This is a genomic window from Cyclobacterium xiamenense (genome assembly GCF_042140265.1).
GTDB lineage: Bacteria > Bacteroidota > Bacteroidia > Cytophagales > Cyclobacteriaceae > Cyclobacterium > Cyclobacterium xiamenense_A.
In genome coordinates, this window is sequence record NZ_CP159481.1 from 2,518,937 (window position 1) to 2,537,460 (window position 18,524).

The 18,524-nt window shown below is 46.1% G+C and carries 16 protein-coding genes; all 16 read left to right on the forward strand.

The window, feature by feature from the left end:
- Positions 1–36 precede the first annotated feature (36 nt).
- The 16 genes from ABWH99_RS10675 to ABWH99_RS10750 all read left to right on the forward strand — a co-directional run bounded on the left by ABWH99_RS10675 (position 37) and on the right by ABWH99_RS10750 (position 18,521).
- Positions 37–1,140: a hypothetical protein gene (locus ABWH99_RS10675; protein WP_375586264.1), complete on the forward strand. Its 1,104-nt coding sequence runs from the start codon at positions 37–39 to the stop codon at positions 1,138–1,140.
- A 49-nt stretch (positions 1,141–1,189) separates the two neighbouring features.
- Complete coding sequence (locus tag ABWH99_RS10680) at positions 1,190–1,780, forward strand: hypothetical protein (protein ID WP_375586265.1); 591 nt, start codon at positions 1,190–1,192, stop codon at positions 1,778–1,780.
- Positions 1,781–1,826: 46 nt separating this feature from the next.
- Entirely contained in the window at positions 1,827–2,885 is a 1,059-nt protein-coding gene (locus ABWH99_RS10685) for an isocitrate/isopropylmalate dehydrogenase family protein (protein WP_375586266.1), read from the forward strand.
- A gap of 2 nt (positions 2,886–2,887) precedes the next feature.
- The gene (locus tag ABWH99_RS10690) at positions 2,888–3,541 is read left to right on the forward strand and encodes a cyclase family protein (RefSeq protein ID WP_375586267.1); all 654 of its coding nucleotides are present in this window, start codon (positions 2,888–2,890) and stop codon (positions 3,539–3,541) included.
- Positions 3,538–4,923 carry a four-carbon acid sugar kinase family protein gene (locus ABWH99_RS10695; RefSeq protein ID WP_375586268.1) on the forward strand — a complete coding sequence of 462 codons (1,386 nt, stop codon included), beginning with the start codon at positions 3,538–3,540 and terminating at the stop codon, positions 4,921–4,923. The genes ABWH99_RS10690 and ABWH99_RS10695 overlap by 4 nt, the downstream gene beginning before the upstream one ends.
- A complete protein-coding gene (locus ABWH99_RS10700) occupies positions 4,920–5,957 on the forward strand; it encodes a Gfo/Idh/MocA family protein (RefSeq protein WP_375586269.1) in 1,038 nt (345 codons plus the stop codon). The genes ABWH99_RS10695 and ABWH99_RS10700 overlap by 4 nt, the downstream gene beginning before the upstream one ends.
- A gap of 64 nt (positions 5,958–6,021) precedes the next feature.
- Entirely contained in the window at positions 6,022–6,672 is a 651-nt protein-coding gene (locus tag ABWH99_RS10705; RefSeq protein WP_375586270.1) for a GntR family transcriptional regulator, read from the forward strand.
- Positions 6,673–6,735: 63 nt separating this feature from the next.
- Positions 6,736–8,016 (forward strand): MFS transporter, encoded by a 1,281-nt coding sequence (locus tag ABWH99_RS10710; protein WP_375586271.1) that lies wholly within the window; start codon positions 6,736–6,738, stop codon positions 8,014–8,016.
- A gap of 137 nt (positions 8,017–8,153) precedes the next feature.
- On the forward strand, positions 8,154–9,146 hold the full coding sequence (locus ABWH99_RS10715; protein WP_375586272.1) for an aldo/keto reductase: 993 nt from the start codon (positions 8,154–8,156) through the stop codon (positions 9,144–9,146).
- Positions 9,147–9,293: 147 nt separating this feature from the next.
- The gene (locus ABWH99_RS10720; protein WP_375586273.1) at positions 9,294–9,692 is read left to right on the forward strand and encodes an arsenate reductase family protein; all 399 of its coding nucleotides are present in this window, start codon (positions 9,294–9,296) and stop codon (positions 9,690–9,692) included.
- Between the two features lie 170 nt (positions 9,693–9,862).
- On the forward strand, positions 9,863–11,302 hold the full coding sequence (locus ABWH99_RS10725; protein ID WP_375586274.1) for a sulfatase: 1,440 nt from the start codon (positions 9,863–9,865) through the stop codon (positions 11,300–11,302).
- A gap of 189 nt (positions 11,303–11,491) precedes the next feature.
- Entirely contained in the window at positions 11,492–12,415 is a 924-nt protein-coding gene (locus ABWH99_RS10730; protein ID WP_375586275.1) for a ThuA domain-containing protein, read from the forward strand.
- A gap of 162 nt (positions 12,416–12,577) precedes the next feature.
- Positions 12,578–12,982, forward strand: coding sequence for a DEAD/DEAH box helicase (locus ABWH99_RS10735; protein WP_375586276.1), 405 nt, complete (start codon positions 12,578–12,580; stop codon positions 12,980–12,982).
- A 309-nt stretch (positions 12,983–13,291) separates the two neighbouring features.
- Positions 13,292–13,942, forward strand: coding sequence for an RNA polymerase sigma factor (locus tag ABWH99_RS10740; protein ID WP_375586277.1), 651 nt, complete (start codon positions 13,292–13,294; stop codon positions 13,940–13,942).
- Positions 13,943–14,002: 60 nt separating this feature from the next.
- Entirely contained in the window at positions 14,003–15,010 is a 1,008-nt protein-coding gene (locus tag ABWH99_RS10745; protein WP_375586278.1) for a FecR family protein, read from the forward strand.
- A gap of 145 nt (positions 15,011–15,155) precedes the next feature.
- Positions 15,156–18,521, forward strand: a complete 3,366-nt coding sequence (locus tag ABWH99_RS10750) for a SusC/RagA family TonB-linked outer membrane protein (protein WP_375586279.1) — start codon at positions 15,156–15,158, stop codon at positions 18,519–18,521.
- Positions 18,522–18,524: the final 3 nt, after the last annotated feature.

Sequence of the window (18,524 nt, forward strand, 5' to 3'; positions counted from 1 at the left end):
CCGTTATCTAGTGTAAACATTTCTTAAACAAATCGTATGAAAAAGAGAACTAATTTTATGATTTATGCATACAGCCTGCTATGGCTTGGCCTGATCGCCTGTAAACCGGGTGATCAACGGACCGTGGTCGCCATAGAAGGTGCGGCCTTTCATGTAAACGGAAAACCTACCTTTGAGGGAAGGACCTGGAAGGGAAATACCATCGAAGGATTGCTGATAAACTCCAGGATGGTCCAGGGAATTTTCGACGATTTAAATAGCGAAACCATGACACTTTTTGGTTATCCGGATACCGGGGAATGGGATCCGGATAGAAATACGGCCGAATTTGTGGCCGCTATGGAGCACTGGAAAGCCTACGGTCTAAATGCATTTACCATTAATTTACAGGGTGGGAGTCCCATTGGCTATGGGAATAAAGATTGGTACAATTCTGCCTTTTTTTCCGACGGTCGGCTGAGACCTGAATACATGGATCGGCTGCGATTGGTGCTGGACAAGGCCGACGAGTTGGAGATGGTGGTGATGCTGGGCATTTTCTACTTTGGGCAGGACCAAAACCTGGACGACGAAACTGCGATAATCGAGGCGGTAAAGAATTCCGTAAACTGGGTATTGCAGGAAGGGTATCGAAACGTCTTGATTGAGGTGAACAATGAATGCGATGTCAATGCGTACGATCACGAGATATTGAAACCAGCCCGGGTACACGAGCTCATTGACCTGGTCAAAAGCATGGAGCACAATGGAAACCGCTTATTGGTGAGCACCAGCTACAAAGGGAATACGCCTCCCAAGCCAAATGTCGTCAAATCCTCCGACTATATTTTGATACATGGAAATGGCGTAAACACCCTGGAGAAAATGGAGAAGCTGATCGCGGATACCCGGCAGGTGGAGGGATTCCGCCCCATGCCAGTGGTAATTAACGAAGACGATCACTACGACTTTGATCAGGAACGAAACAATTTTACCGTCGCTGTAGAAAACTATGTTTCCTGGGGTTTTTTTGACTACCGACGGGATGGAGAACCGTACGAAGAGGGATTTCAAAGCATGCCTGTAGATTGGGGTATCCATTCCGACCGGAAACAAGGTTTTTTTGACTTGGTACGGGAAATTACCGGAGTAAACCAGTAGTAACTCGCGGGAGGAGCGCTTAAGATATTGACCACTAAATCGGATGCAAATGAAGCAATTATCCATTCAAATAGCTACAATCCTTTTGTTGGCACCCGCGTCGGATTGGGGGAAAACACCCCAGCGATTCAGGGATAAAAACGGTGATCTTGACATTTTGCGCCAGGAAATTAGTAATTTTCCAGAGGAATTTAGGCGCTTACATCAGCCTGAGAACTGGGACATAGCCCTGGAAGGGTTCTCGCCGGCATATTACGACAAAGTTAGGGGCGCAATCGCCATCAATACGGTGGAACAACCGACCGATCAGTGGGCTGCTGCCTCTACGTTATTCGGCGAGGAAACGGGAATGTACACCATCCGCTTTACCTCCTTACTGGAGTCGGATGGAGAAAGTACCTACATGCTGCGCATTGACGGTAAAAAGGTGATGGAATTTCAAAACCCCCGTATTCATGGAAAAGGAATGTCCGAGTATGCGCCACATGAAGTCCGGGTAGCAGATGTTCCCATTGAAACGGGCAGTCTGATTCAGGTAGAGTTTTTACCGCATTCCAATGGATTGGTGCCAGAAGGGGAAGGATTTGGTTTTGCCCGAGCCCGTTGGAAAAGTATCATTGATTTTATACCACAACAATAATGAGTGTCCAGGTAACGAAATACATACCATACATTAACTACATTTTATGAAAACGTATCGATTAGCAATTGTTCCCGGTGATGGCATCGGTCATGAAATCATCCCTGCGGCCCTTACCGTATTGGAAGCGGCGGCTAAAAAATTTGATTTTAAACTGGATTACACGTTTTATGGCTGGGGAGCGGGTCGCTACCTCAAAGAGGGGGCGTTTATGCCCGAAGATGGACTGGATACCCTGAAGGGCTTTGATGCCGTGTTTTTTGGTGCCGTTGGGCTGACGGAGGTGGACGATACCCTACCCGCGAAACTATACACGTTCAAAGTACGGACGACCTTTCAGCAATATGTCAATTACAGGCCTGTAAAGCTATTTAACGGATTGGAAAGCCCGCTTCGAAATAAAACGTCCCAGGAAATAGACTTTGTTGTCATCCGGGAAAACAACGAAGGGGAGTTTGTACAATCGGGAGCCTTTTTCAGACCCGAAAGCCCCGAAGGGCTGGCCACTGATACCAGTATCTTTACGCGAAAAGGGATTGAGCGGGTAGCGCACTTTGCCTTTAAACTGGCCCAAAAGCGGAAGAAAAAAGTCACCAATGTCACCAAGTCAAATACCTTAATACACAGTTTGAAGTATTGGGATGAAGTAATCGCAGAGGTAGGGGAGCAATACAAAGATGTAAAGTTGGAGAAAATGTACATCGATAATACCAGTGCCAACTTCATCCTACACCCGGAATACTTTGATGTGATCCTTACCACCAACTTGTTTGGAGACATCCTGAGTGACCTGGGAGGAGGTATCATGGGAAGCCTTGGCCTTGGAGGAAGTGGGAATATCAATCCCGAAAAGGAATTTCCCTCCATGTTTGAGCCCATTCACGGCTCGGCTCCGGATATTGCTGGAAAGGGTATCGCCAATCCCGTGGGGACCATATGGTCAGGAGCGCTTTTGCTGGAGCACCTCGGAGAGAGTGCGGCGGCCGAAGAAATTGTGAGAGCTATTGAAGCCGTATTTCAAAAAGGCATAAAAACCATCGACCTGGGAGGTACTGCGGGGACGGAGGAGTTTGCCACGCAAGTGATTCAGGCGCTGAACCAATAAGGATGGATTGGATAGACCTTACACAGACCATTGGTCCGGGGATGCCCGGTGTGGCGCTGAGCGAAGCGAAAAACCTGGAGCGGGACGGTTGGAATGCGGTAAACCTTCAGATTTACAGCCATGCCGGCACGCATATGGATGCTCCCATTCATTTTGGGGTGGACGGGCATACTATCGACCAAATGCCTCTGGAAAGCCTCTTTGGTAATGCTAAAGTCCTCGACCTTACCGGCATTGCGCCCTCTGCACTGATCCGTACGGTGGACCTTGGGGGTCTGAAGGTGGCGTTGAATAGCGGTGATAGCTTGGTAATCAAGACGGGTTGGAGTAAATTATCCCGTTCCGACCCCAATAAATACCGAAACCAGTTGCCCCGAATCAGTGAGGAGCTGGCAAAATGGCTGGTAGAAAAGAGGGTAAAAATCTTAGCGGTAGAGCCTCCCTCCGTAGCTGACGTGAACGATCTGCAAGAAGTCACCTTGATCCACCGCATTTTGTTTTCGGGTCAGGTAATTATTGTTGAAGGGATTTGTAATTTGGACGAAATCCATGGGGAGGATCAGGTGGAACTGATGGTGATGCCCCTGAAAATTGCGGGTGGAGACGGAGCACCAGCGCGGGTTTTGGCCCGACCGATTCACAAAAATAGCGAATGATGACGACGGAAGATTCCTTGAGAAGGCCCTACAGCGATCAAATCAGAAACGTATTTCACGAACAAAAAGTTTCGCTGGTAATTGTAGACGATGATCCTACCGGTACCCAGACGGCCCATGATGTTCCGGTATTGGGTCATTGGACCCGGGAGGCGTTTGTGTACGAATTTTCGAAGAAAACGCCCTTGTTTTTTGTCCTTGCCAACACCCGAAGCCTGCCGCTGGAAAGCGCTACCGAACGCGCCCGGGAAATCGGGGAAAATCTGGTGTACGCGTCACAAAAAACCGGCCGGCGGTATTTGCTGATCAGTCGAAGCGATTCCACCCTACGGGGGTATTTTCCCTCGGAAGTTGAAGCCTTGAGCCAGGGCGCAGGCTTGGGGAATCTACCAACGTTGTCGATTCCTGCTTTTTTTGAAGGGGGAAGAATCACCGAGAATAACACCCATTACATCGTGGAAGGCGGGCACAAGATACCGGTATCGGAGACGGTATTTGCCCAGGACAAGAGTTTTGGCTACGGGCATTCCGACCTCACCAAATGGGTGGAAGAAAAATCAGCCGGCAAAATCAAACAGGCATCCGTTAAAAGTCTCTCCCTGTCGGATATTGCAGCAGGAGAAGAAGTAATCTTCGAAAAATTGAAGGCTCTTGCCGGGAACGAAGTGATGGTTGTCAACAATACCACGTATCAGGAATTGGAAAAAACCTGCCTGGTGCTGCACCAGCTGGTAAAAACAGGCAAGGGGTTTAATTTCAGAACCGCCGCTTCCTTTGTTTCTGCATTTAGTGGGATGCTTGCGCAGGTTTGGACACCGCCGGGAGGAAAACCGGGGAGAGGCGGTTTGGTTATCGTGGGCTCTTATGTAAAAAAATCCACCGCCCAACTTGAGGAGCTGTTAAAAAGGCAGGGCATACAGGCCATTTTGGTATCGGTGGAAGTAATCATTGGTTCTGAGGCCGCCAGCCGGGCGCTGTTACAACGGGTAGTGGAAAATGTAGAAATGTGTCTAGCCTCGGGTATAAACCCCTTGGTGTACACTTCCCGGACCCTCGTTTCTGGGGATAGTCCGGAGGCCAGCCTGGCCATTGGGGAAAAGGTAACCGGATTTTTGGTGGATGTGGTGGATAGGCTCGGTATTCAGCCTGGTTTTTTGATCGCCAAAGGTGGCATTACCTCCAACGATGTCGCCGTCAAAGGATTGGGGATGAAGCGAGCATTGGTGTTAGGGCAGGTGATTCCGGGTGTTCCGGTATGGAAATTGGGCGACGAAGCCAAGTTTCCGGGCATTCCTTACGTGGTGTACCCTGGAAACGTCGGTAATGAGGAAAGCCTTGCCAGGGTGTACGACTTGTTTACCTCAACCCCATCGCTAAAATGAAGAAACTAAAAGGGGTAATTGTCGGTGCTGGATACTTTAGTCAGTTTCATGGAGACGCCTGGTCCCGTATGGAGCAGGTGGAAATCACGGGTATTGCCGATAAGGATATTCAAAAGGCCAGACTGTATGCAAAGAGCTTTAAAATTCCCAACGTGTACGCAGATGTCTCGGTGATGTTGGAAAAGGAAAAGCCCGACTTTATTGATATTGTAACGCCTCCGGTAAGCCACAAGTCGCTCATCGAGCTGGCCTTGGAAAAAGGGATCCACATTATTTGCCAAAAACCGCTGGCAGACACCTACAAGGAAGCCCGGGAGATCTGCAATCTGGTAAAAGGTGCCAAGGTTCGATTTATGGTCCATGAAAACTGGCGGTTTCAGCCTTGGTACAGGGAGATCAAATCCCTGATACAGGGCGGTAAGATCGGCAAAAAGATTTTTCAATATACCTTCCGTATGCGTCTGGGAGATGGCTGGGGCGAGCATGCATACCTGGATCGACAGCCCTATTTTCGGACCATGCCCCGCTTGCTAATACACGAAACGGGCGTTCATTTTGTGGACACCTTCCGCTACCTGGAAGGAGAGGTTACCGAGGTTTTTGCAAATCTGAAAACGCTGAATCCCATTATCAAAGGGGAGGATACGGGTATGGTGTTTTTTCGGTTTAAATCCGGCTGCACGGCGCTTTTCGATGCCAACCGCTACAACGAGCCCCTGCACGATAATGTTCGTTTCACCTTTGGGGAAATGCTTGTTGAGGGAGATCAGGGTAGTCTGATACTGCATACGAATGGGGAAATTTCCCACAAGCCTCTGGGCTTCGCGGCCAGTAAGGTTCCGTTTAAACCGACCGAAAATGGGTTTTCCGGAGACAGCGTATATGCCTGTCAGTTGCATTTTATTCAGGGTATTCTCACGAATGCAATGTTCGAAACCGGTATTAAGGAATACATGAAAACGCTCAAAGTGGTCGAAGCAATATATCAATCCAACCGTTTAAAAAGTAATGTGCCAATAAACCGGATAAAGTGAGCGGAAATTTGTATTTTGATATACCGTATACTGTAAGTTGTTCTGCCAATCGAATCGTAAGAAGATGTTAAAAAACGATGAATTAGGAATTCAGGCCTATCGTGAAGTACGGAAGATGATCATTCATGGAAAATTGGCGCCTGGGCAGAAAATTATCCAGGAAAAATTAGCCGCCCAAATGGGGATTAGCCGCACACCCTTGCGCGTGGCCTTGCACATGCTTGAGGCTGAAAACCTGATAGAGCCCAAAAATAAGACCGGGTTTAAGGTCAAATCCATTGACGACAAGGAAATTTTGGAAATATTTGATTGTCGTATAGCTCTGGAGTCCACAGCTGCCGGTATTCTGGCAAAGAATTATACCCCGGCCGAGGCGCATAAACTTCGTCGTTTTTTTCACCCTCAGCAGGAAGGTTGGGAAGAAGATTACGAAGCATACAAAAAATCCGATACCCAATTTCATAACTTCATTGTAGAAAAATGTAAGAATAACTATCTGTACAAGCTGTTTAAGCAAGGGAACCTGATCACGTATATTGAGCGTATCGGATTGATTCGTCCACCCGAAAAAACCCTCCAAGATCACCTCGATATTGTGGAGGCAATTTTGGACAGAGACAGCGAAGCTGCCGAAAAAGCAATGAAAGCTCATTTAACCAAGTCCAGGGAGGTCATAGAAAATAAATTGAAAAAACCTACGAATCAGGACAGGTAGCCGACCCCTGTCCGATGCCGGATGTTCGCCCAAAAAATTCATTCAACCTAACCCAAAATAGCCGTGCACACGTTACATCACAAGCCCTTTATTCCCAGTAGGTTCTTTATGGTGGCGGGCACCTTTCTCTTGTCCATGCTGGTGTATGTGGACCGCATCGGTATTTCCGTTGCAAAAGACCCCATGACCGAGGCCCTGCAATTGAGTGACAAACAGTTTGGTTGGGTATTGTCCATGTTTGCCCTGGGCTATGCGCTTTTTCAGACACCCCTGGGTATCCTATGCGATAGATTTGGCCCCAGGAGAGCTCTGGCTGCCGTGGTGAGTTTGTGGTCGTTCTTTACAGCCCTCACGGGTGCAGTTACCAACTTTGTCTCGCTTTTTCTGATCCGGTTTTTGTTTGGGGTCGGAGAGGCGGGCGCCTATCCAGGAATAGCCAAAGCGGTGTACCATTGGATTCCGATTCGGGAGCGAGGGATTGTAAACGGGATCAATTTCTCCGGAGGTAGGTTTGGTGCTGCTTTTGCACTGCCCCTGGTAGCTATGGCAATCGACTCCCTTGGCTGGCGTGCCACGTTTTTTACCCTGGGTTTCCTGGGGATACTTTGGGCAGTGGCCTGGTACCTGCTTTTCCGGGATGATCCTGAAGAGCACCCCCGGGTATCTGCTTTTGAAAAAGAAGAAATCCGGCTCTCTCGGTCAAATTCGGAACCAGAGGTGAAATCTACCTTTGCTGTACAGTCATTGGTGGAGTCCGGCAATCTTTGGTTGGCCATGGGCCAGTATTTTGCCAGTAACTTTACGTTTTTCTTTTGTCTTACTTGGCTTTTTCCGCACGTGAAAGAACAGTTTATGCTAAACAATCTGGAGGCGGGGGTGTATGCCTCCCTGCCACTGGTCGCAGGTGCTTTTGGAAACATGTTTTCCGGCTGGCTGGTGGATACCATTTATAAAAATGGTCATTTTAAGTGGTCACGTGTAGTTCCGGCTGCCATTGGGTTTACCCTGGCGGCCGGCGGCCTAATGGCCAGCTTATTTGCAACGGAAGTCACCCTGGCGATTTTGTTTCTTTCGGTGGCGATTTTTGGAGCGGATATGACCATTAGCCCATCCTGGACTCTGTGCAACGATATCGGGAAGTCACACTCGGGTGCTGTTTCGGGCACCATGAACATGGCCGGAAATATCGGATCCTTTGTCACGGCGCTTGCTTTTCCGTATCTGCGGGATTGGACCGGCTCGGTTACCCCATTTTTTATTATCGGGACCGTGTTGAATGTACTCGCAATCCTGATGTGGTTGAATGTCAAACCCGATCAGGCAATCAAGTTCAAGATAACCTGACGCACTTCGCAAAGACTTCTTAATTTGGCCAGCCATCGAGGAAGCGGGTAAATAAAAACAGTTTACTTTCTTTGGACGCTAAGGTTTGATTTTGTGCGTAAATTCCCTTTTTTTGAAGAAACCTTCGATTGATAGCCATGGAAACCTACCATTTGCCACATTCCGATCTGGAAATTTCGCGCTTGATTTTTGGCTGTTGGGCCATTGTTGGCGGCTTCAATTGGGGTCCCCAGGACGAGCGGGATTCCCTGGCGGCCATCCAAACCGCCTTTGATCAGGGTATTACCACCTTCGATACGGCAGAGGCTTATGGGGCAGGTGCTTCGGAAAATCTGCTCGCGCGTGCGCTGGGAGAACGGCGAAAGGAGATTATCATCGCATCAAAAGCCGGCCCAGCCGATTTTGCACCGGAAAACCTTAAGAAAGCCTGCGAACGGGGATTGAAAAATCTAAAGACCGACTACATTGATTTGTACCAGCTCCACTGGCCCAACCCGGAGATCCCGTTGGCGGACACGCTGGGAGCTCTTCAAGAACTCCGGGATGCGGGGAAAATCCGCGCCTACGGGGTGTCCAACTTTGGAAATCAAAGCCTGGACAGCTGCAAGGATTCCGGATTCCAAATCAGCAGTAACCAAATGGCCTACAACCTTCTTTTTCGGGCCGTTGAGTTTTCGATCCTCCCCCAATGCCTCGCGGACGAGGTGCCGGTCCTTTGTTATTCCCCGATCATGCAGGGGTTGCTGACAGGGAAATTCAGCTCTGAAACAGAAGTTCCGGATGATCGGGCACGAACCCGTCATTTCACGAAGAAAAGGTCTCAATCCCGGCATCAGGAGGACGGTTGCGAGGCGTTGACCTTCCAAACCATTGCCAGGATCAGGGAGCTTGCCAAGGAGGCGGAAGTACCGATGGGGAATATCAGTTTGGCCTGGTTGCTGTATCAGCAAGGTGTGGCCGCAGCGATTGTTGGTGGCAGAAATGCGGCCCAGGTCAGAAAAAATGCAGCGAGCGCAGAAGTAACGCTTAGCCCCACTCTACTAAACGCGCTTGACGAGGCTACGCGACCGCTGAAGGAAGCATTAGGGGCCAATGCGGACTTGTGGCAGACGGATAGCCGGGTGGTTTGATTTCTTGGGGATGTAGGTCTTTCCCCGTCTTTAACGCAAACATAAATTTGAGCGGTTTGGGAATAAAGGATTAGGCAATCGGGTACAAGATTTATGGTTGAAATTGAGGTAATTGCTTCCATTTTTTAGATCTAAAAAAAGAAAATCATGTTTGATTTGAAGAAAAACGAGATCAAATTTATTTACAACGGTAATAAACTGGAGGACATGGAAGCCTATGCCTATGTTTTGACGTTACATAAGCACAAAATCAATGAATTGGATGTAGCGAAAAATGATATGACCCCGACCCAGGTTTTGGAATTGGCAAGTAAACTAAACAAACGTGTGATTGATCTCTTCGACGAGAAATCGACTTATTTTAAAGCGAACATTCAAGGAGAAGATATGGATGAAACCGATCTTTTGACGGTATTGATCAAGGATAAATCGACTTTGAAAACGCCTATTTTGATTTCAGCGAATGGGGCATCGGTTTTAGAATATCCGCGGGATACCATTAAGGTAGACATGGTATTCAATGAAATAAATGGAAAAGATTCCTGAACTCCCTAATTCGAATCGTTTAGAATAGAAAAATTGCCTTTCCTAACCGTTAATTCTGTTTTTAACCTGGAATGAAATTTAATTTTTTCCTGAAAAGGCATTTTTCTTTATTTCCTACGTTTTTTGATGAAAATAATTTTTACTTTTTCCATTGATTTGACACGTACGAAATGAAAGCCCAAAATATCAGTTGTGTAGTAGTAGCTTTATTTTTGAATTTGTTCTCTCCTGAGCAGGCAAAAGGGCAGACTGTTGGAGGAAAACGTACGCCACCAAACATCGTACTCATCCTTGCCGACGATCTTGGCTGGATGGATGTGGGGTTTAATGGGGCCGAATTTTACGAAACGCCGAATATCGACCAACTCGCTTCAGAGGGAATGATCTTCACCCGATTTTACCCTTCGGCTGCGAATTGTGCCCCGACACGGGCGAGTTTGTTGACCGGTATGTACTCGCCCCGTCATCAGGTGTATATTCCGCAAGGGGTGTCCAGGGGAGGCGATGTTTCGAAGATGCGCTTCAAAGTGCCTACCCAGGGCCAAAACTCCACGTTCAATACAATCCCGGTGAGCATCAATACCGTTTCATCGGAATTTGAATCGCTTGCAGAGCTGCTGAAAAAAGTGAACTATGTATCCGCTCGGCTCGGAAAATGGCATATTGGGGACGATAATCAGGGCTTCGATGTGTTATCTGCCGCCGGTCAAATCGGCGAAATCACCAATTATTGCGGCGACGAAAAGCGTTTTTATAACGATGATCATGTCGCAGAAAGGCTGACGGATGCGGCGCTCCATTTTATTGACGAGAACAAAGAGAATCCGTTTTTTTTATATCTCAGTCATTGGGAGGTACATACTCCCCTGATGGCGAGACAGGAGCGGATAGCCTACTACAGCAACAAACTCAAAGGAGGGGCGGACAGAAATTACGATCCGGTGTATGCAGCCGAAATAGAACAGATAGATCGTAGTGTAGGCAGGGTTCTGAACCGATTAAAAGAGTTGAATCTGGAAGAAAACACGGTTGTGATCGTTACCTCGGATAATGGGGGGCTTTCATCCATCACCGATAATGCTCCGCTAAGGGCAGGGAAAGGTACTTTTTATGAAGGGGGAATCCGCGTACCGTTTTGTATTAAATGGCCGGGTGTAACCCAGGCCGGTTCGAAATCCGACATTCCGGTGTCCGGTATTGATTTTATGCCTACTTTTGCGGAAATCGCCTCAGCGGAGCTACCGCAACATCAGCCGGTGGATGGGAATTCTTTTCTACCCATTCTCAAAGGAGAATATTTTGACAGGGATCGTGCGCTTTTTTTTCATTTTCCGCTTTACCTGGGGGGAAGCGTGGAGGTATTGCCAGCTTTTGATGGAACCAAAAATTACTGGCGTGCGGTACCCTCTTCGGTAATCATCGCTGGTGATTGGAAATTGATTTATTATTATGAATACGATCGTTATGAACTGTTTAATCTGAGAACGGATATTTCAGAGCAAGAAGACCTTTCTGGCAGAGAAAGCGGAGTAGCAACAAACCTGTTGGAAAAACTTAGAAATTGGGTAGCAGCCGTACATGCTCCCGTGCCCACTGTTTTAAATAAGTAACGTTTATTCTATAAAGAGCCACGTGGAAAGGGTTTAATCAAGAAATAATTATTCCAAAAATTCGAAACGTACCCTATGAAATTCCTGTCATATTTTGTTCTGTGCTTTCTTTTACTAGATTTTAGTGTCCATGCCGTTGCTAAAAGCTTCCGGACGGAGAATAAGATCTCAAATCTACCTCATCATGAAGTGAAAGAAAAAGCCCCTTTAAAAGCGTTGATCGTTGACGGTCAGAATAACCATGAGGTATGGCCAAAAGCTACGCTAATGATGAAGCAGTACCTGGAAGAAACCGGGCTTTTTCGGGTAGATATTTACAGAACCCGATTTACCTGGAGAGCAGAAAGGGAAAAGAAATACTTGCCATTGGCGGGACTGGGCGCAACCACAGATCTGGAGACCCCGCAACATGATCCGGATTTCGCCCCCGTATTCAAAAATTACGATGTGGTGATTTCCAACTTTGGCTGGAAGGCGGCGGATTGGCCGAAGGAAACCCAAAAAGCATTCGAAGAATACATGTCCTCAGGCGGAGGCTTTGTTTCCTTTCACGCCGCAAACAATTCTTTTCCAGACTGGCTGGAATACAATAAAATGATTGGCCTGGGAGGCTGGGGTGACCGTACTGAAAAAGATGGCCCTTATGTATATTATACGAATGAAGGCGAGCTGGTACGAGATCCTTCACCGGGGAAAGGCGGTGCCCATGGACCTAGCCATATTTTTCCCATCACCATTCGTGAGAAGGATCACCCCATCACCAGGGGAATGCCGGAAGTATGGCTAACCACCAAGGATGAGTGCTATTCTCAACTGCGTGGTCCGGCCGAGGACATGACCGTACTGGCTACCGGTAAGGATGTTTCGGGCAAAGCTCCAACTGACCGGCACGAACCCATGCTGATGGTGCTGGACTACGGCAAAGGGCGGGTGTTTCATACCACGCTGGGGCACGATGATTTTTCAATCGAAAGCGTTGGTTTTATCACTTCATTTTTAAGAGGAACGGAATGGGCGGCAACAGGAAAGGTTACTCAACCCATACCAGATGATTTTCCTACGGCAGAAAGTTCGACCAGCAGGAATTTTACGTTGAAATTTGATGATCAATAAAATCAACCAGAAGCCTGAGGGTTTTATCTTCTTTGCTTTGAAGGAATTAGCCTGCCGATTGCGGTTTGGCTTCGTATACATTTGGAATCCGTTGCCTTTCTATGCTTTCGGTATTACAACGATACTAAGTAATAATACCTACCTTTGGCCAAAAATGTATCCATGAGCTTTTCCAACCTCGGTCTTTCAACACCATTACTGGACGCAATACGCGAAGCAAACCACGACAATCCCTTTCCGATTCAGACCAAGGCAATACCCGCTATTCTTCAAAAGAAAGACCTTTGGGCCCTGGCTCCAACTGGATCTGGAAAAACAGCCGCCTACGTATTACCGATTCTGGATATGTTTCAGCGGAAAACCGCTGTAAAAAGCAGGGCAGTTGCTGTTCTCGTACTGGTGCCTACCCGTGAACTGGCTCTTCAGGTCGATCAAACGGTAAAAACCTTTGCGAAAGCTTTGCCAAGAAAGGTCAAATCCATGGCGGTGTACGGTGGGGTATCCATTAATCCCCAAATGATACACCTGTACGGAACCGATCTCCTGATCGGGACTCCCGGTCGCTAAAGAAAGCCCTGGGATCCAACCCGGATTTAGGGCAGACAGGTAGTCGGATGGTTTTAGGACCTATATTTCATAGTTTTTTTTTCGAAAATAGTAATTTCTACTATGTTTTTATTGTTGTATATCATCCATTTTTAAAATAATCATTGGTATATTAACGTATATTGGTAAGTGTTTTTATTATATTTTTTTATTTTAACAAAAATCAGTATATAATTTTAATTTTAAAATATTTGTAAAAATAATGATTTTTGTGGGGTCGTTTTATCGTTTATCCTCCTCTTTAGTATATAAGCGATATATCCAGCGCTCATGAACATAAACCCAAAAAATAAAACCACCGTACCCGTTATCCCCTTGCCGTCTCGGCACGCGGTCACCATGGAGATTTTTAAAGACAAAACGGATACGGAAATATGGAGCGCATTTGATGCGGGTGATGAAATGGCTTTTAACTATATTTACCGCATACATGCGGCCTCCCTTTTTGGGTTTGGCAGCCAAATCAGCAAGGATCAGGGAATGGTTCAGGACTGTATCCAAAATATATTTATTGGTCTGCGGAAAAAGAGGGGCAGCTTAAGCGAAGTAAAGAGTATAAAATCCTACCTCTATAAGTGCCTGCAGCGGGATCTAATCCGGGAGCTGAACAAGAACCAAGGAACAAATGTAACAATCGAAGGGCTGGATAGGAGTTTTTTTCACATTGAAGTGTCTTTTGAAACGAAACTGATTCAGCAGGAAAATGAATCCGAACAGAAAGCACTGATACAGGAGGCACTCAATCAATTGACTCCAAGGCAAAGGCAGGCAGTAGTGTTGCTGTATGAAGAGGGAATGACTTATAAAGAGATAGCGGAAGTAATGGACCTGAATGAGGTAAAGTCAGCCCGAAAAATTGTATACAGGGCATTGGATAGCCTCAAAGTTCTATTAAAAAAATCACCAAATAAAGACGCATGACATCGAATGGAGAATCCGACCTATTTACGATATAAAGATTACGACCTGGAACATTTCTTAATGGATGAATTTTTTATCCAATGGGTTAAATTTCCGGATGCAAACAACTGTCATTTCTGGGAAAAGTGGCTACGTGAGTATCCCGAAAAGCGCCCCGTCGTTTTAGAAGCAGCCCAGCTAATCCGGGGCATTCAAAGTAGCCGAAGTCTGCCTTTTACCGACACCCTTTACCTAGAAACCTTCGAAAATATCGTACGCTCCGCGGGACCCCTCGAATCGAAGAGAGTGGAACCAAAGGAGGCTTTTCGCCTGTGGAGTTTCCTCTCGATAAGAAAATTAGCGGCGATTTTAGTCATAGGATTTTGCGGTTGGATGGGCTACGCCGGGATGTTTCAACGGGAGGAGGTAAAAGAGACCGTTGTAGAGATTCCCATGATAATGAAACAAAATCCGGCAGGGGTTAAATCCCTGATTACCTTGGCAGATGGAAGTAAGGTTTTCCTGAATGCGGGCAGCTCCATTCAATATCCCAAGCAATTCGGACCAGAACGAAGAGAGATTCAACTAATCGGAGAAGCTTTTTTTGAGGTTCAACATGAGGTCGGCAGGCCGTTTTTTGTGAGCTCCGGCACGACCCGGATTAAGGTGTTGGGTACCACTTTCAATGTCAATCAAGAGGAGAGTGGTAAAATTGCCGTGGCCTTGGTGACAGGTAAAGTGAGGGTCCATGACTATAGAGGCAACCAAGTCAATTTGGATCCCAATGAAATGCTGGTGATGGAAAAGAGCGGTGAATTTTACAAGACCGGTTTTGATCCGGTTGAAATACTGGGCTGGAAAGACAAGCAGTTGGTATTTAAAAAAGACTCTTTTGAATTAGCAAAGCGGAAAATTGAAAATTGGTTTGGCGTCGAAGTGTTGGTAAAGGGCCCGATTCCCAGTGGTTGGAAATATACCGGCGTTTATCAAGACGAATTATTGGAAAATGTATTAAAGGGTATCTTCTATACCTCCGGGATAAGCTATAAAATTGAAGGAAAACAAGTAACGATATATAACCCAAATTAATCGAATGATGGAGCACATTGACAGCGGTTAACGACAAAGGCAGCGTCCGTTCTGGGGGAACGGGACGCTGCCTTCTCACAGCCTTGTGTCCATGGAAAGAGGACAAGGTCTGGTTCAAGTTCAATCACTTAAACAATTCAATATTATGAAAAAAAATATACTTAGGCAACTACTTATGCTGTCCAAAAGAGTAATGTATGGGTTTCTGATTCAGCTTTTCTTCTGTACGGTGCTACTGGCCAATACAGGGAACGCACAGCGAAAAACCCTGGAGGAGGTAAAGATTTCGGTAAACCTCACCGATAAGTCCTTAAGCCAGTTTTTCCGGCTGGTAGAAGCGAAGACGGATTTTAGGTTTACGTATACTAACAAATCAGTAGATCTTAATCAGAAAGTTTCTATTGATGCATTAGACCAAAGTCTTTACAATATTTTAGAGATAATTTCAAAACAGGTATTTATCAACTTTGTTCAGGTGAATAGAAATATCCATGTGAAACCTACATCTTCTAAGACCGTACCCGAACTCGAGGAATTAGGCAGTATTGATTTTGACGTTACTGGTAGGGTTTTGGACGAAAATGGAGAGCCTTTACCCGGTGCGACTATTACCATTCAAGGCACCACTAGGGGAACTGTTACTGATTTGGATGGAAACTTTATGATTGATGCCCCTGAGGGGTCGGTCTTGGTCTTTTCTTATATCGGTTATGAATCAAAGCTAGTAACACTGGGGGGACAGTCAGGGTTAGAAGTAAGATTACAGCCGGATTCCAGTTCCCTTGAGGAAGTGGTTGTGGTGGGTTATGGCACCCAAAAAAGAATTAACCTTACAGGGGCTGTTGGAGTAATTGAAGCAGATCAGTTGGAGAACAGAACTGTGGCATCAGTGGAGGAGGCTCTTCAAGGCCAGGTAGCTGGTCTGACCGTTGTTAGAACTGGCGGTCAACCAGGGAACCAGTCCATCGATTTCAAGATTAGAGGTACTAGTACCTTTACCAATAACCCAGTACTAACTATTGTTGATGGGGTACCCTCGTCGCTGGATCAGATTAATCCAAACGATATTGAATCCATAAGTGTATTAAAAGATGCCGCATCTGCCGCCATTTACGGGTCAAGGGCAACAGGGGGCGTAATTTTGATAACTACCAAATCAGGAAAATCCGGTAAAGCAAGAATAAATTACAGTGGCACTATTAGCATGCAGCAGCCAACAAGGTTCCCTGAGAAAGTTTCTGCCTTAGATCACGCTTTATTGTTTAATGAAGCAATGGAAAACGATAATCCAGGAGCAACTCCTTTTTTTACCCAAAATGACATTCAACTTTTTTCTTCACCTGAATGGAAAGACCATGATTGGGACGGTTATATGCTTTCCAATGCTATGCAGACCAACCAAAACCTTAGTATTTCGGGTGGTAACGAATTTCATAACTATTATTTTTCACTTGGCTATTTAAAGCAGGATGGGACTGTTATCAATACAGGATTTGAACGCCTTAACCTTAGGCTTAATGAAGGATATAAACTAAGTAAAAAGCTTCAGTTAAATTTCAACGGTGCGTATTCTCCATCCGTCAGGAAAGCACCCGGAGGTGGTAATCTGGGAAATATGCTGTCCTTTGTGGCAGCCCAGCCCCAGATAGATGCCATAAAGAGTCCAGATGGAAGCAGATGGCTTCAGACTACGTCTGGGGCAGGGGGGGGCAATCCGATTGCTTTGGCGTCCGAGGATGGGGGAGAATCGATATTGAATAGTAATCAGCTTACTGGAAATTTTTCCTTAAAATACAATTTTTCACCTAATCTTGATTTAACCGGCACTTATGGAATGGTCAGTAACCAGTCAAGGGAGCGGGATTATAGACGGAAAATCACTCTTTATGATCAAAATGATCCAGATCAAATCATACTGGAGAGTCCTTTTAATTTTTTAGATATTCGTCATAGCTCAGATATATTTCAAAACCTCAACTTGATTGCCAATTACCAAATCACTATAGGTGATCATAATTTTTCTATTTTGGGTGGTGTAACCAGAGAATGGTTTAGTCAGAATAATGAAGTGGTAGGTACCCGTGATTTTCTCACCGAGGATATTTATGTTATCAGCGCAGGCAGTACCGACCCTTCATTTTGGAATATATCAGGAGGGGCATCTGACTGGGCGCTGTCTTCATTCATAGCAAGGGGCAATTACTCCTTCAAGGACCGTTATTTATTGGAGGCAAGTATGCGCTATGATGGTTCTTCCAGATTTACGGAAGATTTGAGATGGGGATTTTTCCCTTCCATGTCTGCCGGTTGGGTGTTGACCCAGGAACAATTTCTGAAAGACAACCCTGTTTTTAGCTTTTTAAAACTTAGAGGTTCATGGGGTCAGGTAGGCAATCAAAATGTGGGGTTCTACCCGTTCGCCAATACCCTATCCCAGTCGACTTATTTTTTTAATGGTTCCCCACAAAGAGGTGTAACAACCGGGGGCGCTCCTAACCCATTACTAACCTGGGAAACCAAAGAAGCCATGAATCTGGGAATTGAATTCAGCGTGTTGGACAATCTATTAGAGGTTGATTTTGACGTTTTTCAAGAAAAAACCAGAGATATCCTATTACTGCTTCCGGTCCCCACCACCTTCGGACAACCTGCTCCTGTACAGAATGCAGGCAGGATAGACAATAAGGGATGGGAATTGGCCCTCTCCCACATAAAAGCATTAGGAGACTTTAGTTATGGCCTTACCCTAAATCTGGCCAATGCTACTGAAACAGTTGTCGACATGGGGGGTGTCAGCCCTAGGTTCAGTGGAAACACCATTACCGAGGAGGGATTTCCTGTAAACGAGTGGTTCGGCTGGAGGTCCATAGGATTGTTCCAGGATATTGAAGACGTGGAGAATCATTCCTTTCAGAACCCAAGGACTACACCTGGAGATATTAAATTTGAAGAAAACGGAGGGGATCCAAATACCATTACGGCAGCCGACCGGGTACGGTTGGGAAGGTCTGATCCGAGATTTCCTTATGGGATCAGATTGAGCCTTAATTATAAGAATTTTAGTTTTATCGCTTTTGGGCAAGGAGTGATGAGCCATTTGGTCTGGAGCAATGGATGGACTGCACATAATTTTGATAGAGCAAACTCTACCCTTCGCACTTACCACTTGGATAGGTGGACGCCGGATAACCTGAATGCCAGGTTCCCGAAAACTAGAATTGGTGGTGGGACTGCTGGAGGTATCAATAACGACTTTTCCAGCTTCTGGTTGGAGGATGCTTCCTATTTTAGAATTAAGCAGTTGGAGTTGGGATATAATTTATCCACCAACCTTTTAAGTGACCTCCGAATAAGTAGGGCTCGGGTATTCATAGGTGCTGAAAACCCTTTCACCTTTACTAGATTTCTGGGCTACGATCCTGAATCCCCTACTGGTGTGGGGGGAAGGTTGATAGAGAGACGGTATCCTTTATCCAAGTTGTTCAGTTTTGGTGTAAATATTGAGTTTTAAATT